At 54.1% G+C, this 15,792-nt stretch carries 12 protein-coding genes and 1 pseudogene; 4 read left to right on the forward strand and 9 right to left on the reverse strand.

Features of this window, described 5'->3' with window-relative positions; genetic code table 11:
* The 3 genes from RRF56_RS00800 to RRF56_RS00810 are packed head-to-tail and all read left to right on the forward strand — an operon-like array spanning position 1 to position 3,754.
* Positions 1–3,258, forward strand: coding sequence for an efflux RND transporter permease subunit (locus RRF56_RS00800; protein WP_317033505.1), 3,258 nt, complete (start codon positions 1–3; stop codon positions 3,256–3,258).
* Positions 3,259–3,275: 17 nt separating this feature from the next.
* Positions 3,276–3,500: a hypothetical protein gene (locus tag RRF56_RS00805; RefSeq protein WP_317033506.1), complete on the forward strand. Its 225-nt coding sequence runs from the start codon at positions 3,276–3,278 to the stop codon at positions 3,498–3,500.
* A gap of 5 nt (positions 3,501–3,505) precedes the next feature.
* Positions 3,506–3,754, forward strand: coding sequence for a hypothetical protein (locus tag RRF56_RS00810; RefSeq protein ID WP_317033507.1), 249 nt, complete (start codon positions 3,506–3,508; stop codon positions 3,752–3,754).
* Between the two features lie 53 nt (positions 3,755–3,807).
* Here RRF56_RS00810 and RRF56_RS00815 read toward each other — a convergent pair whose 3' ends face one another.
* The 4 genes from RRF56_RS00815 to RRF56_RS00830 form a co-directional block, all read right to left on the reverse strand.
* On the reverse strand, positions 3,808–4,209 hold the full coding sequence (locus RRF56_RS00815; protein WP_317033508.1) for a response regulator: 402 nt from the start codon (positions 4,207–4,209) through the stop codon (positions 3,808–3,810).
* Positions 4,210–4,388: 179 nt separating this feature from the next.
* Complete coding sequence (locus tag RRF56_RS00820) at positions 4,389–4,766, reverse strand: response regulator (RefSeq protein WP_317033509.1); 378 nt, start codon at positions 4,764–4,766, stop codon at positions 4,389–4,391.
* Positions 4,767–4,802: 36 nt separating this feature from the next.
* Positions 4,803–7,931, reverse strand: coding sequence for a PAS domain S-box protein (locus RRF56_RS00825; protein ID WP_317033510.1), 3,129 nt, complete (start codon positions 7,929–7,931; stop codon positions 4,803–4,805).
* Between the two features lie 209 nt (positions 7,932–8,140).
* Positions 8,141–10,522 carry a response regulator gene (locus RRF56_RS00830; protein WP_317033511.1) on the reverse strand — a complete coding sequence of 794 codons (2,382 nt, stop codon included), beginning with the start codon at positions 10,520–10,522 and terminating at the stop codon, positions 8,141–8,143.
* Positions 10,523–11,067: 545 nt separating this feature from the next.
* Between RRF56_RS00830 and RRF56_RS00835 the strand changes: the two are divergent.
* A pseudogene (locus tag RRF56_RS00835) lies at positions 11,068–12,139 on the forward strand (IS630 family transposase).
* On the opposite strand, the gene RRF56_RS00840 reads toward RRF56_RS00835, so the two are convergent.
* The 5 genes from RRF56_RS00840 to RRF56_RS00860 all read right to left on the reverse strand — a co-directional run bounded on the left by RRF56_RS00840 (position 12,136) and on the right by RRF56_RS00860 (position 15,779).
* On the reverse strand, positions 12,136–12,693 hold the full coding sequence (locus tag RRF56_RS00840) for an IS630 family transposase (RefSeq protein WP_317033733.1): 558 nt from the start codon (positions 12,691–12,693) through the stop codon (positions 12,136–12,138). The pseudogene RRF56_RS00835 and the gene RRF56_RS00840 overlap by 4 nt on opposite strands.
* Positions 12,593–12,814 carry a winged helix-turn-helix domain-containing protein gene (locus tag RRF56_RS00845; protein WP_317033512.1) on the reverse strand — a complete coding sequence of 74 codons (222 nt, stop codon included), beginning with the start codon at positions 12,812–12,814 and terminating at the stop codon, positions 12,593–12,595. Before RRF56_RS00845 ends, RRF56_RS00840 begins: the two co-directional genes overlap by 101 nt.
* A gap of 9 nt (positions 12,815–12,823) precedes the next feature.
* Complete coding sequence (locus RRF56_RS00850) at positions 12,824–13,102, reverse strand: helix-turn-helix domain-containing protein (RefSeq protein ID WP_317033513.1); 279 nt, start codon at positions 13,100–13,102, stop codon at positions 12,824–12,826.
* A gap of 78 nt (positions 13,103–13,180) precedes the next feature.
* A complete protein-coding gene (locus tag RRF56_RS00855) occupies positions 13,181–14,179 on the reverse strand; it encodes a formylglycine-generating enzyme family protein (RefSeq protein ID WP_317033514.1) in 999 nt (332 codons plus the stop codon).
* Positions 14,180–14,354: 175 nt separating this feature from the next.
* The gene (locus RRF56_RS00860) at positions 14,355–15,779 is read right to left on the reverse strand and encodes a DUF202 domain-containing protein (protein WP_317033515.1); all 1,425 of its coding nucleotides are present in this window, start codon (positions 15,777–15,779) and stop codon (positions 14,355–14,357) included.
* Between the last annotated feature and the right edge of the window lie 13 nt (positions 15,780–15,792).

Genomic DNA, 15,792 nt, shown 5'->3' on the forward strand with positions numbered 1-15,792 from the left:
ATGGGTGTTTTTTCGATCGCCAATCTCTTCATCCGTCGCCCGGTGCTGACGACGGTGGTCACCCTGTTGATTGTCTTGATGGGGGCGATCAGCATTCCCATGCTGCCCGTGAATAACCTGCCGGACATTGCCCCGGTCAAGGTGAATGTCACCAGTGCCTACGTGGGTGCCGATGCCCAAACCGTTGAAGACACCGTCACCTCGGCCCTCGAACGGCAGATCAACGGCGTAGATGGCATGGAATACATTACCTCCGCCAGCAGCAACGACGGCATCAGTTCGATCGGGGTGTTCTTTAAGACCGGTAGCGACAAGGATATTAACCAGGTCAACGTGCAAAACCGGGTGGCGGTGGTACAGCCCTCGCTGCCGGATGTGATCAAGCAAACGGGGGTGACCGTCCGCGCCTCTTCTGCCAGTACCCTGCTGGTCTATGGCTTCAACGCCGAGAACGACGAATACGACAACATTTTCATCAGCAACTACCTCGATCTCTACCTGGTCGATGAGCTGAAGCGGGTTCCGGGCGTGGGCGACCTGGCGATTCTGGGAGAACGCACCTACGCCATGCGGCTCTGGCTCGACCCCAACGCCATGGCGGCGCGGGGGATGACGGCGGGGGATGTGGTGGCGGCGCTGCAATCGCAAAACGTGCAGGTGGGGGTGGGAGCGCTGGGCAATGAACCCGCTCCTAGCGATCAGGCGGCCAACTTTCCGGTGCGGGTGCGGGGCAAGCTACGGGACGAAAAAGAATTTGCCGCCGTGGTGCTGAAAACGCTGCCCAATGGTGCCGTGGTGCAGGTAAAAGATGTGGGCCGGGTGGAACTGGGAGCCCAGAACTACACGGCCAGCACCCTCGTCGATGGCAAATCGGGCGTGGCCATTAGTATTGCCCAGGCCCCCGGCAGCAATGCGGTGGATGTGGCTGATCAGATTAAAGAACGGATTCACGAACTCGAAAACAGCTTTCCACCGGGGCTAAAAGCCACCCTGGTGTTTGACGTCACCGAGTTCATCGAAGCCTCCCAGGAGGAAGTGCTGCACACGCTGCTGGAGGCGATCGCCCTGGTGGTGCTGGTGATCTTCATCTTCCTGCAAGACTGGCGCACGACGCTCATTCCGGCGATCGCGATTCCGGTGTCCTTACTGGGGACGATGGCGTTTGCGCTGATCATGGGCTTTTCGATTAATACCCTGACCATGTTTGGTCTGGTGCTGGCCACGGGGCTGGTGGTCGATGACGGGATTGTGGTGGTGGAGGCGATCGCCGCCAAGATGGAAGAGACGGGCATGGGGGCACGCCAAGCCGCGTTTGAGGCAATGGGCGAGATCACCGGGGCCGTGATCTCGATGTCGCTGGTGTTGATGGCGGTGTTTGTGCCGGTGTCCTTCTTTCCAGGGGCGACGGGAGTGATGTATAAGCAGTTTGCGCTGATTATCGTCTTCTCCATTTTGATTTCCACATTTAATGCCCTCAGTTTCTCGCCCAGTATGTCGGCCCTGCTCTTGCAGCCCCACCACGGCGAGGGCCGGGGGCCGCTGGCCTGGTTTTTCCGCAAGTTTAACCAGGGGTTTGGCTGGGTAATCGATCGCTACGGGAAATTGCTAAACGCCTTAATTCGAGTCCGAATGTTGGTCATCGGAGCATTTATCCTGGGGCTAATCGCTACCGTCATGATTTATAAAACGGTGCCCTCTGGCTTTATTCCCGAGGAAGACCAGGGCTTGTTTCTAGGCATTGTCCAGGCTCCCGAAGGCGTCGCCCTGAAGTACACCGATCGGGTGGGGACAGAGGTGCAGCGCATTCTGCAAACCTACCCGGAAGTCGAGTCGTCAGTCATGGTGACCGGCTACGGGCTGGACGGCAGCGGCCCCAATAAAGGCACATTCTTTGCCAAGCTAAAGCCCTGGGCAGAACGACAAACTCCCGAACAGAGCGCAGCCGGAATACTGGCCCGGCTCAACCACGACTTCGCCCAGAACCAGGATGCCATCATTCAAGCCTTTAGCCCGCCGGCCGTTCCCGGATTTAGCGCCACCGGCGGCTTTGAGTTCATGCTGCAAGATCGTTCTGGTGGCAAACTGAGCTTTGATGAGTTTCTGGCATCGGCCAACGACATTATCGCGAAAGCCAACCAACACCCAGCCCTAAAAGGCGTCTTTACCCAGTTCACCACCAGCACGCCGCAGTACGAAATCGATTTTGATCGGGCTCGCCTCAATGCCCAAAATATCGACTTTGGGCAGGCCCTTTCGACCCTGAGCACCTACATCGGCAGCCGCTATGTGAATGACTTTACCCTGGGGCAGCGCAGCTACCGGGTCTATGTCCAGGCCGACCAAGACTACCGCAGCACGCTAGACGATCTGAGACAGGTATACATTCGCACGCGGGACGGCGAGCTGGTGCAGCTAAATGCCGTCGCCACCATTCAGCCAATCGTTGGGCCTTCTATCATCAACCACTTCAACCTGTTCCGCTCTATCAAAATTCAGGGACAGCCTGCTCCCGGTTCCAGTTCTGGAGAAGCGATTGCGGCGATCGATCAGATCTTTAAAGAAGTCGCCTCCCCGGATTTGGGTTACGAGTGGACGGGGCTCTCTAGAGAAGAAGTGAAATCGGGTGGCCAGGCGGGAGCGATCTTTGGTCTAGGCATTCTGGTGGTGTTCATGGTGCTGGCCGCTCAGTATGAAAGTTATATTGACCCGATCATCATTCTGTTAACCGTGCCGCTGGCCATTTTTGGGGCCTTGCTGTTTGTTCTGCTGCGGGGCCTAGTGAATGACCTGTACTGCCAAATTGCGATGGTGATGTTGATTGGTCTGGCCGCAAAAAACGCGATTCTAATTGTGGAATTTGCTAACCAGTCCCGCAAGCAGGGGATGACGATCGCCCAGGCCGCAATTCATGCGTCTCAGCAGCGGTTTCGTCCGATTTTGATGACGGCCCTGGCCGCCCTCGTGGGGTTCTATCCGCTGGTGGTGGCTTCTGGTGCAGGGGCCGCCAGTCGCTGGTCGCTGGGCACAGCGGTGTTTGGTGGGCTATTGATTGCCACCATCGTCAACTACCTGATTACCCCGGTCTTGTATGTGGTGATTAAGAATCTGGAATTGCAGTTTCTCAAGGGTGAACCGCCCTCCGATCAACCGCCCCAAGGCCCCGATCGCGCCCCCTTTGACGGGGCAACTAGCCAGCCACCAGCCCTTGCAGATCTGCCCTCTCCCACAGTTCGCCTGGAAGGAGAAGGAACTGCCTAGAATACAAGGAGCAACCGATGAATTATCGGCATATTGTTTTTTCTAGCTTGATTACCTCTGTAATCGGCATCCTGTTTGCCCTGGTTGTTTTGAAAGTAGCAGCGCCTCCCTTCCAGAGCCAAAGATATCAGCAGTTAACCCAATCCTACCCTTGGATTGGCGCAGTTTCGGGGCTGGCAGCTGGAGCAAGCGTGAATGCAGTGTTTCAATTAAAAAGTCAACGCGATCGCCTAGGAGAATAAACACAATGGAAATTTCGCATCCCAACATGAAAGCTCTGAGCCCTGAGGAACAGCAAAATCTGAACCGGCTCAAAAGCATCATTGAAAAATCAGTGGCTGATGGTGTACTGACAACCCATGAACTAGAGCAAATTGCCACCGTAATGGGAGAAAACCACCATATTACGCCCCAGGAACTGCAACTCGTTCACACCCTAATTCGAGAAAAGATCAACCGGGGTGAACTCGTTGTCGATCGCTCCTTTGATCTCTAGAACATTATCAATGCGGATGCGCTCCTTGACTGCCTGTGGTTCCTGGTCTAGTTTTATTCACTCCAGTGCAGGATTTTGGCGATCTGAGCAGGCAGCGTAACTGGGTCGAAGGGCTTTTCGATCGCCCCTGTGATCCCTAAAGCTTGTAGCTGTTCTGGGGTGAACCAACTGGCCTTGTCTGTTACCAGTAGAATAGGGCTGGCTTGGGTGAGCGGATAGCTTTTCAACTTTTTGATGAGGCGTCTTTGTCGGATGCTCAGTCCGGGCATTTCACACAGCAGCACATCCAGCAAGATTGCATCGGGTTGTTTACTCAGTAGTCGGTTTATTCCTTCATAGGTGAAAGGAATAGAAACGACATTCCAACCCGCCATGTAGTTTAAACAGACGCTGATAATTTCCTCTATGCTGTCGTCTTCACTTTCATGAAGTAGCAAAATCAACTTGGCCGACATTGCTGAAACAGCTCAATACTTAGGATGATATTTAAATCTAAGACAATCTTTTCAATTATTATTAACAGTTCGCTCGCTCATGTTGAGACGGAAAGCGAATTGCCATAATTGGTATTCATAGATCAATTGAACAATTAAATAGTATTCCAAGAGTCTAAGAAATTCATAAGATCCCCTGTTTAAGGTGACCATCCTAAAAATTTTTCGACTTGAGACCAAACCGTGACGGGATCAAACGGTTTGGTGATTACCCCAGCAACTTTCATGGCGGCAAAGCGACGACGATCGCTGGGTAGAGCCTTTGCTGTCAGCAATACAACCGGAATGACCTGAGTTAGTGGATCTAATTGCAGTTGCTCAAATACCTGAAAGCCATCCATATCGGGCATTGAGATATCAAGCAGAATGGCATCTGGAGCTTCTAGCCTTGCTTTGCTAAGTCCTTCCGCTCCGGTTGTGGCAGCGATCGTTTCCCATCCAGCAATTTTGCGAATAGCGATCTGAGTTACCTCTTGAATTTCCGAGTCATCGTCAATCAGCAGCACTTTTTTAGTCATTTCACCGTTACCTAAACTATTCTCCTCTTTCCCGGTTTATGCTGCGGTTGGCAGCGTAAAGTAAAAGGTGCTTCCTTGTCCTAAGATGCTCTCAGCCCAAATAGCGCCCTGGTGCTGCTGCACAATACTCTTGCAGATCGCTAACCCCAAGCCCGTTCCCCCCTTCTGACGAGAATCTGAGGAATCCACTTGCTGGAACCGCTCAAAAATGGTTTCCAGCTTCTCTGGAGGAATCCCCCGTCCCTGATCCGCAACGGAGAATACAATGGAGCAAGGGACGATCACAGCATTCTGGGACAGTGGCATGGTAGGGGGAGCAGACGAGAACCTGGAATGTTGAAAACCCCTGCTTGGGCATTCCTGATCAATTTTATGGGCCAGAGATTGATCGATCACTGCGGCCTTGAGCGACACGGTACTTCCTGGTGGTGAAAACTTAATGGCATTGCTCAGGAGGTTGGTGAGCAGCTGAACGATCGCATCAGGAGCGGCTTGAACTGAGGCCGATAGGGGCTCCCAAACGAGGGTAACGGTAGCTTGATCGGCAATGGCCTGCACCAATTCCACGGCTTGCCCCATCAAATCACAGACGTCGCAAATGTCCAGCACCAGCGGTACTTTACCCGATTCCAACCGCTCCAAATCTAGAATGTCGTTTACCAAGCGAACCAGACGATCGGTGCTGTTGAGGGCAACCTGTAGCATCCGCTTGGCGGTCTCCGGTTCATCATTGAGAACGCCGGTTTCTAAGAGGCCAAGTGAGCCGCGAATCGACGTCAAGGGGGTACGCAGTTCGTGGCTGACCACGGAAATAAATTCTTCTTTCATCACATCTAGCTTGTGGCGATCGCTAATATCCTGAATCTGGGACACAAAATACAGCGGTTGACCTGCACTATCCTTTACCAGAGAGACGCAAAGCAAAGCCCAGACGGTGGTGCCCTGTTTGTGGACATATCGCTTCTCCAGTTGACAGGTGCGTCGTTCACCGCTCAACATCTGCTGCGCCAGTTCCAAGTCGCTATCGAGGTCGGCCGGGGGCGTAATGTCCTGGAACGAGCGCTCCAGCATTTCGGCTTCGCTGTAGCCCAACATTTCGCAGAGCGAGCGGTTGACTTTGAGAAACCGCCCCCCGATGGCCACGAGGGCAATGCCGATCGCCGCATTATCAAAGGCCTGCCGAAAGCGTTCTTCACTTTCGCGGAGCAATTCTTCCACCTGTTTGCGGGCAGTAATATCTTGAACCACGCCATGCCAGGCGATCGCCCCGCTAGGGCGTTGTTCAGGTTGCGAGTTGCCCTGTTGCCACTTGATCTGGCCAGAGGGTGTAACAATGCGCCACTCGTGGCAAAACATGTCTAGGGTCTCAGCACTGTGAGCGGTGGCCTCTAAATAACCGGCCCGATCATCGGGATGGATCTGACTGAGCAGAATCTGGGCATCGGCTAAAACCTGTTCCCGCGAAACCTCATGCATGCCTTCTACAGCAGCAGAGATGTACTCAAACCACACGCGTCCATCCGGTTCCAGCACGACGGTGTAGATGGTAGTGGGAGACTGGCGGCTGTATTGTTGCAGCCATTGTTCTGTTCTGCGCAGCTGCGCTTCAATCTGCTTGCGATCGCTAATATCGGTTAGTCGCACGAGCTGCATCCCCTGCCCGGCGACAAAAATAGGCTTCGCTGCTAAGTTCCCCCAAAAAGATTTGCCTTTTTTGGTAACGTACTCAATCTCTCGGCTCCAAAACCCCTTTTGTTCCAGTTCCGCCGCGATTTCAGCCAGTTCAGCTTCGGTGTAGGGCTGCTTTTGCAGCGTTGAGCCTTGAATACCAATCAGTTCGGCTTTACTCTCTGCCTCAAACAATTCCACAGCGCGTTCATTGCAATCCAAGATTCGGGTGGTTGGGAGTAGTTCTACCAAAAAAATTCCGTCGGTTGACTCGTTAAAAATGACTTCCCGTAAGTCTCTGGCCTGCACTAGTTCTGTCGTGCGTTCTGCGACCTGCTGCTTCAGCTCTTGCTCGTAATCGGTCTTTAATTGAAAAGACAACTGTAGTTCTTCTGCCATCTGCTGGAAGGATTGAGAAAGCTGTTTTACTTCCCCCAGTCCACCAATGGGCACCGAGTGAGCAAAGTTATTCTGTGCAATATTACTAGCGGCAATATTAAGCCGATGGAGTGGACCAGTAATGCGGCGGGCAACCAATACTCCCAGGGCACTCGTTGCCAACAGAGTGCCCCAGCAGAGAAGAATAGTGCGAGCCTTTTGTGCTTGAATCTCGGCCATAAAGTCAGATTCGGAGATCACCGTAACCAAAAGCCAGTCCAACCCGTAGTTGTCTTTGTAGGGCGTGACTTGCACAAACTGTCGCGCACCATCCACTACCAAACTCAGTTGTTGAGCATCCCTAATCGTTTGAAGATTCCCGAACTGTTGAAGGATCTGGTCAGCAATATCCCTGGTTGGGTGATCCTGGCTATCTACAGCAGGGAGGTAATCGGGTTGGCCATTCACGTGTTTCATTGCCCATTCTTCCGACAAAATGGAGGTGGCAACCAGATCCCCCGATCGCTCCATGATGAACATTTGTCCGGTAGGAGATACCTGTAGTGTATTCAGAAATCGGCTAAAGTCTGCCAAAAAATAGTTAGAGGTAAACAATCCCTGAGTTTTCCCAGCTGCATTCTGAACGGGAGCGACTGCTAGAATTTGCAAACCTGGTATAACCCGACTAGTAAATACAGGTGTCCAATGTTGTTTGCCAATAGCTATTGATTGCCGATACCAGGGTAAATCTCGGAAGTCATTCTTGAGCTGATAAATCAATATTTGAGGTTTGCCCTGGGAGTCAACCTGATAAAATTGACGGTAATTCGGTTCAACTACTTGCAAATAAATCTCTCCCAGCGGAAAGGTTTTACCGGTTAGTTGCTGAATTAAGTCTTGCCCTTCCTCTGAAGATAATCGCCCATACCCCAGCCCGCGCCCCTGTTCACTCCAGTACATAGTACTAGGGACTGATGGGTTTAGTATCATTTGCTGCCAAAGTTGCCGCCGCAGTTGCTCCAAGTCATTCAGGTTCAAGGTGCCTTGCTCCACCTCGAAATGATTCGCCGCGACCACCTGTTGAGGTGTCCGCAAGTAGTTGTTGAGGCGATCGCTCACCCGTTCTGAGGTCTGCTCCAGCAGATGGGTAGTCAGGTTCTCGACGGCCTGCTGACCACTGCGGTAGGAGAGATAGCCCACTAGGGCCGTTGCTCCCGTCGTGAGCAGCACAAACGGAATGACTAGCAACCAGCGCAGCGGAATTTTTGCTGAGTCAATCCGAAGGTACCTGAGGAAATGAGGTGACACCATAAACGACCGTAGGGCACTTACAGCGGATACAAGCAATAACTATTGCGCCCCTTCTCCTTGGCAGCATAAAGCGCCCGATCGGCCATGGCAATTAAATCCGTAAAAGATTTACCTGCGGAAGGCACTGCACTGGTAATACCCAGGCTCAGGCTAAGGTAACTGTAAGCAGCATCCTCACTATGAGGGATCTTCAGGTGAGCGATCGCGTCCTGGATCCGGTCGGCAACGCTAACGGCCCCACTGGCAGAAGTATCAGGTAAAACAAGCACAAATTCCTCCCCACCATAACGGGCAACCTGGTCAATTCCAGGTCTAATACATTGTTGCAGCGTGCTAGCCACTTGCTGCAAACAACGATCTCCGGCCAGGTGCCCGTAGCGATCGTTATAAAGCTTGAATTGATCCACATCACACAAAATCAGGGAGAGGGAATGTTCTCCTTGCAGTCGTTGCCAAGACTGCTGGAGAAACTCATCAAATGCCCGACGATTGGCAATTTGAGTCAAGGCATCTACTGTTGCCTGCTGATACAACTGTTGCGTCTGCTGACGGCGCAACCGGTTCACCTGCCGCTGCAAATACGATCGCTCAAGGCGATTGATCACCCGGGTCACAAATTCAGAATCGACGATGGGTTTGCGCAGCAAATCATCGGCTCCAGCATCAAACACCTGCTGGATGTAATCGGGTTCCGTGTGAGCCGTAATCACGAGAATGGGCAGGTCACTATATCGAGTGTCTTGCCGCATCACCCGGCAAAGCTCAATCCCATTGAAGGTGGCCATTTCTACATCTAGCAGCACCAGATCGGGATGGGTTTGGGTCAATACCTGCCAGAATCGCTCCGGTTCCTCTAAACTCAAGACCTCCAATCCCCAGGGCTGCAATAGGCGCGTCAAGATCGGGTGAATGCTGGGGTCATCATCCACAATTAACACCCTTACCTGTTCAGCTTTGGCAGCTTGCATTTGAGGCAATAGCTGCGTGATGGCTTCAAAGAACTGAGCCGGCGTCAGGGGTTTGACCAGGTATCGTTGGCTGCCCACCCGTGAAGCCACAACATGGCTGATCAAATCATCCTGCTCTGCCAGCATGAGCACCGGCACCAAAGGAAACTGCTGCTTGATCTCCCGCAGAACATCCAAGTCATGCTCATCTAAGCGACTGCCTCTCGACTCGATCGCGATCGCCGCCGGAACATCTAAAACATACTGCTGTTGAGCCGGTGACCAATCGGGAACAACCTCGACCCGCAGATCCCAATTACGGACTGCCTGCTGTAACGCCTCTGCCCAATGATCGTTCTCGCTAATCATGAGTACGAGCGGGTTCAATTGAGATGGAGCGGGTTGGCTGACAGGATTGGGCGGTCGGCTCAGTTGCTGCTGCAGTTCCGCTAACCACTGCCCACACTGAGCAGTCTGGCTCTGATCGATAGCTATATCTCCAGCTAACAGGCGATCGAGCGATCGAGCCACGTCAGACGCTCTCTCATATCCGTACATTCCCAAGCTGCCTGCTAACCGATGCACCTCCTGCTTCACCCGCTGCCGCAGTTCCTCGCTCCAGTTACCCGCCAGCAGCATTTGTTCAGCGTCTTTTAAAAGCAACAGTCGCTGTTGGATGGAATCCTGAAACCGTTCTTGAAGGTGCTCGATTGAGAGGGGGTGATCGGGCTGAGCCTTGCCGTCACGCTCTAGGCTTTGGTCTGGTACTGGCTCCTGAGACACAGGCTTCAGCCGATAGCCCAACCCATGGACGGTTTCGATCACATCTTGGGGCAATCCTACCGAGGTTAATCGATGACGCAAGTCTTTGATCAGATTCGTAACGGCTCCTTCGCTAGGAAAGTTATCAACCGTCCAGAGATGGTCAAGAATAGCACTCCGGCTAAAAACCCGCTGCGGATACCGCAGAAATAGTTCCAGCAGCATGTATTCTTTCCGCCGCAGCGTAATGTTCTGCTGGTGATACGTGACTCGACACGATACGAGATCAAGACTCAATGCACCCCAGACAAGGGTTGAAGCAGGGCTATCCGTTTTCCGTCGCAGTAGGGCCCGAATTCTGGCTAACAAATGTTCTGGCTTGCAGGGCTTGATTACATAATCATCGGCTCCAGCGTCTAACCCGGCGATCACATCTTCATCCGCCTCCTGCGCTGTTAACATCAGGATCGGGGTTGTGTCGTCCCTAGAGCGAATTTCTCGACAGACCTGAACCCCATCCAGTTTTGGCAGGTTCACATCCAGCAGGATCAAGTCGTAATCCCAAAGTTCTGCAAACTCTAACGCGATCGCCCCATCAGTTGCCAGGTCAACCACGTGACGATTTTCTGAAAGCGTGGTCGTTAATAAATCACTTGTAAGCTGATCGTCTTCAACAAGTAGAATTTTCATGATCAAAAAATTCAGTTCAAAAACTTATGGCTCTGTAACAGTTTATGTTGATTTTTGAAGCGTGAAGGGAAAAGAAGAAAGAGGGAATCTGGTTAGATAGAGCAAACTATCAGCTTAGGAATACACCATGAATAGAAACAATTTTATGGCATTGTCCGCTGATTGCCGAGGGGTCGCGAAGCAGTACTGGAAGAAGATGGATGGCGATGGCGATCGCAACGTATGTTCTTCCACTTGCTCAACGGTTCCACGTCCTAGGGGCATTGTTGGTGCCAGGTATTTGGCAGTGAAGATAACATGGGTGTGGTTGTTTGGTGAAGTGATCGATAACTTGGAAAAGAACGCGCTTAAACTTGCGCAAACTTTACTGCCTAGCGCAAGATAGGGTAGAACTCTAGAGGTAATGATGCATTGTAGTGGTGAATAAAATTCCACAACAGGCCAATGTGATTACGCAAGCTTTTGGAGAAGGCTGAGCTACGTCTTATATCAAGTCCGGCTAATCGACCTTAGAATGGTGAAGTTGAAAGACGAGGATAAGGGTGATGGGACGTCGTCTTACCCTGGCATCACATTTGAGCACCGAGGAACTCGAACAGCGTTATAAATCGGCTAAGAGCGGGATTGAACGAGGGCATTATCAGCTGATCTGGCTATTGCAATCGGGCAAGGGTACCGCTGAGGTCTCTGAGATGACCGGCTACAGCCGAGCCTGGATTTATGAAGTGGTTAGAAGCTATAACCGTCAAGGCCCGGCGGCGCTTGGCGACCAACGGCAGCACAATCAGGGCAATGGGCAAGTCATTCTTGAAGATGAAATGCAGACTTTACTGTACCAAGCCTTGCAAGAGGAACCCCCAGATGGCGGATTCTGGAATGGAGGTAAGGTAGCCGACTGGCTCAGTGAGCACCTAGGCCGTTCAGTTCATCGCCAACGGGGGTGGGAGATTCTCAAACAAATGGAGTTCTCTCTCAAGGTGCCTCGTCCCGAACATCAGCACGCTGCCACCGAAGAGGAGCAGCGGGTGTGGGAAAAAAAATCTGCACGCTCAACTGACGGAAATCAAAGTCGCCCATCCCGACGCCGACGTGCAGCTCTGGGCTATGGACGAACATCGCTTGGGGCTCCATCCCATCCTGCGTCGGGTGTGGGTCGATAACTGGCTTGGATCGCTCAGTGCTCCCGTCCACTGTCGCTATGACTGGTTTTGGCTCTATGGCTTTGTCCATCCTCGCAGCGGACAAACCTACTGGTGGCTGTTGCCTCGAGTCAATATCGACCTGTTTAATCGGGCCTTGGCTGATTTTGCCGAACACTTTGGCATTGGCCCCAAGCACCGAGTCGTGTTGGTCATAGATCAAGCCGGGTGGCACACGTCAGATCAAGTGGTCGTACCGGAAGGCCTGCACCTGGCCTTTCTGCCGCCTTACTCCCCGCCTATGCAACCGGCAGAGCGACTCTGGCCTATTCTCAACGAAGCCTTAGCCAACCGGGTGTTTGAGACCTTAGATGACCTCTTGGAACGAGTGGAGCAGCGCTGTGTACAACTCCTAAACCTCACCGATTTCATCTCAGGCTTAACCCAGTTCCACTGGTGGAAAGCGTTTCAATGCTAAGTGTGGTTGATTAAGCGGACTTGATATAAGGGTTCATCGGCGAGTCGCCAAAGCCGTTCTGCCGGCTGTAACTCGGGTGAGTAAGGCGGCAATACCTCTAGATGAATGCCGTCGGGTATCACTAGATCTTTGCAGGTGTGCCATCCAGCCCCATCTATCACCAGCAAAATCTGCTTATGCGGGCCAGCCTCAATTTGCTCGGCAAAGGTGGCTAGGGCTTGGTTAAACCAATCGCCATTCACCCGAGGCAGAATCAGCCATTCGGTATCGCCGGTCGTGGGATGAACAAACCCGTAGAGGTACGTCCACTCATAGCGTGGGTCAACTAAGGCCAACGGTCGCTGCCCGACTTTGGCCCACACCTTGCGAATAATCGGTTTTAAGCCGAGGCGATGCTCATCAAACGACCACGCTTCGACGAGAGCTTCAGGATATTGCTGTTCTAGTTCAGCCTTACGCTCCGGGAGTTTCTTTAAAGGCCTCCTGGGCCTCCGGATCGCCTTTGCGATGCCGGGGACGAGGCACTTGCAGGGATTGCTCCAAGCGCTTGAGATAGTCCCACCCCCGCTGGGGCCAGACCTTAGGCACCCCAGTGACTTCAGCGATCACCTGAGCGACCTTAGGCCCACTCCAGACCCCGTCATCGTCGGGTGGGAATTGCAATCGAGCTTCCAAGGCTTCGAACTACTTGGGGTTGAGCAGACTACGAGACTGTTGCGGTCGTTGGGCTTTGCGTCGATTGCGCAGGCCAGCAGCGCCATCACGGTTGTACGCTTTCACCACCTCTCGGGCATAGTCATAGTTCAGCCCAACGGCTTTAGCTGCATCGGTCAGGGTCGTTTGCGTGTGAACTAGCCATAGCAGATGCCAACGTCGAGACTCGACGGGGTCACCGCCAGCCAGATAGCGCGATTTAAGCTCGTCAGCTGAAAAATGAGGTTCGAGATGGAGGGGTCTAGGCATTCCTCAACCCTATACTATTTCGGGGGTATACAAGTCGGATTTTGTATCAGACAGACCCCTGAGAGCTATATCAGCGTGCTAGCCCTCGGGGGCCATCGCCTTTACTAACCGAAACCCCACATGGGTGGTACCGGTATCCACCGCTTGGGATTCGCGGGCGGCGGAGCGGTAGCGGCTGCAATAGTTTTTGGCACAGAGATAAGAGCCCCCTTTGATCACGTGGGTAGCCCCGTCCTGAGGCTTTTTTGGGTCGTAGCTAGCTGCCTGGGTGGGGCCGGTAGGATCGTGCTGGTGGGCCAGGTCGTCGTGGAGCACGGTATACCAACTGGAGGTCAGTTCCCACACGTTGCCCGCCATATCGTACAGGCCATAGCTATTGGGCGGGTAAGACATCACTGACGCTGTGCCCAAGTGACCATCGGCTTTGGTGTTGAAAAAGGGGAACAGCCCCTGCCAGGTGTTGGCCTGTTTGGCGGAATACTGCTCGCCCCAGGTATATGTCCACCCCTCGGCTCCGCCTCGGGCGGCATACTCCCACTGGGCCTCGGTGGGCAGTTGGCGATCGACCCAGGCAGCGTAGGCGGCGGCATCCTCGTAGGCAATATGAACCACGGGATGATTGTCCCTGCCCTGTAGATCGCTGTCGGGGCCGTAGGGGTGTCGCCAGTTGGCTCCCGGTGTCCAGTGCCACCAGCTCAGGTAGGCGACCTGCTGCATGCCCTCGGCGGGGGGTTGAAACACCAGGGAACCCGGTGCCCGTTTTTCCTCTGGCAGGTCGGGAAACTGCGCCTGCGACAGGGGACGTTCTGCCACCGTGACATAGCCGGTGTCGGCGACAAAGGCGGCAAACTGGGCGTTGGTCACCTCATGGGGTTCGATACAAAAGCTGCTGACGGTGACATCCTCAGCGATTTTCTCTTCCACAAAATCGGGATTGTCAGATCCCATAGTGAAGGTGCCACCGGGGATAAAGACCATATCGCTGGGGCAGGGGGAAGCCTCCGCCAGAGCCGGAACGGGTAGACAGAGCAGGAAGAAGAGGATCAGAAGGGGGAGGAGGTAGCGGGGGAGAAGCATGGGTTAGAAGGCAGAAGGGAGAAGGCAGGTGTAGGTTGGGTGGCGCGAAGCAGAACCCAACAAAAACGGCTTGCGGTGAAAGTTTGCGTCACAGATCCCAGGGTTCTGACTGGGGAGGTGCCGCAATTCATCGCCAATGAACCCAAGAACCCTGGGATCTTGGCATCCTAATTCTCTAGGCTGGATTTTCTACGGGTTGCGTTTGTCGCTTGGCCCAGATGTTGTAGGGCAGGGCCGTCAAGGCACCGATCACCACGTAGGCGATCACGGTAGGGATGGCGTTTCCGGCTCCGTTGGCGGCTAGCAGAAAGAGAGCCATGCCAGCATTGCGGGCAATGGTGCCGGTGGCAATCGCAGATCGCGCCCCCATTTCTGGCCCCCCCAGGCTGTGGCCGCAGGCCAACCCAAAGACCACAATCAGCGGGATGGCGACCAGTCCACGCCAGGCGATGGTGGGCAGCACCACAACGCTGATGCCCAGGGCAAACACCAGTAGCACAGCAAACAGAGTGCTGGCTACGGTGGAGAGCAGTTGGCCAATGTTCGCGGCCTGTTCGCCGCTGAACCGCCGGATGGCCAGGCCCAGACCCAGGGGTAAAACCTGAGCGAGGAACACCTGCTTGGCGATCGCTAGATAGTCGGTACTCGCGTCAATCGGGGCAAACAGAAAACTCAGCACCAGCAGCGTCAGCGGCGTGGTGACAATCGCCAGCAGCGCCAGGGTGACCTGCAAGCTAATGGCAACATCTGGATTGCTGCCCGCCATCGCCGCCCGGCGAGACAGCAAAGGAGCCCCTGGCGCTGCCGCCAGCACCCCCAGCCCCACGGCCACCCGGCCCACATTCTGGCCACCGCTGAGTACCAGATACCCAATTACCGCTGCCCCAATGGGAAACAGCACCAGGGTCGCCAACAGCGATCGCCCCAACAGACCCGGCTGCTGCCACAGGGTTGTCAGGCTACTGGGCGCAGTTTGCACCCCCAGGGTGAGCATCAAAATGAAGATCGTCAGGGCAGTCAGAGTGGTGGCGACCCGGCTGTTGAGTGTAAACACCTCTGCCATTTGCACGCCTCCCAGGGCCAGGGGAATAAAGGCCGCCAGCCCCAAAAACAGCAGCACCGTGGCCACCACTAACCCCTGGGACCAGGTGGGGCCGTACTTGTAGTCGCTCGATTCAATGCTCTTAAGGGTGGTCCAGTGGTTGACGATCGCCATCACCAGCGTAAACAGCCCCAGGGTCATCAAACTCAGACCCAGCACCCGCTCCTCCGTCAGCCGGTTCAGCGTCAGTGCCGCTTCCGTGCGCTCCAGGTAGGTGAATAGGCGATCGATGCCAAAGCCAAAGCTAATCATCGATAGGGCGGTGCGAATCCAGGCCATCAGAGTGCGTTCTTCGGCGGCGCGGGTGCGTTCTTTGGCCAGTTCCGTCCGCAATTCGGCCAGGTCGGTACGCTCTATGGAAAGCCCGGTGCGCTGTTCTGCCATTGTCGTGCGGTTTTCGGCCATGGCCGTGCGCTGTTCTGCCATCTCGGTGCGCTGCATGGCCAGCTCATTATTGTTCGGCAGGGAGTCGGGGGGGTGGGGTTCGGGGGTAGACATGGGGGTGGATGGG

This window comes from Nodosilinea sp. E11 (assembly GCF_032813545.1).
Lineage (GTDB): Bacteria > Cyanobacteriota > Cyanobacteriia > Phormidesmidales > Phormidesmidaceae > Nodosilinea.

Coding starts and splice junctions, on each gene's coding strand:
- RRF56_RS00805 (WP_317033506.1), top strand. CDS start 3,276: ATGAATTATCGGCATATTGTTTTTTCTAGCTTGATTACCTCTGTAATC.
- RRF56_RS00860 (WP_317033515.1), bottom strand. CDS start 15,779: ATGTCTACCCCCGAACCCCACCCCCCCGACTCCCTGCCGAACAATAAT.
- RRF56_RS00810 (WP_317033507.1), top strand. CDS start 3,506: ATGGAAATTTCGCATCCCAACATGAAAGCTCTGAGCCCTGAGGAACAG.
- RRF56_RS00830 (WP_317033511.1), bottom strand. CDS start 10,522: ATGAAAATTCTACTTGTTGAAGACGATCAGCTTACAAGTGATTTATTA.
- RRF56_RS00800 (WP_317033505.1), top strand. CDS start 1: ATGGGTGTTTTTTCGATCGCCAATCTCTTCATCCGTCGCCCGGTGCTG.
- RRF56_RS00850 (WP_317033513.1), bottom strand. CDS start 13,102: ATGCCTAGACCCCTCCATCTCGAACCTCATTTTTCAGCTGACGAGCTT.
- RRF56_RS00820 (WP_317033509.1), bottom strand. CDS start 4,766: ATGACTAAAAAAGTGCTGCTGATTGACGATGACTCGGAAATTCAAGAG.
- RRF56_RS00855 (WP_317033514.1), bottom strand. CDS start 14,179: ATGCTTCTCCCCCGCTACCTCCTCCCCCTTCTGATCCTCTTCTTCCTG.
- RRF56_RS00815 (WP_317033508.1), bottom strand. CDS start 4,209: ATGTCGGCCAAGTTGATTTTGCTACTTCATGAAAGTGAAGACGACAGC.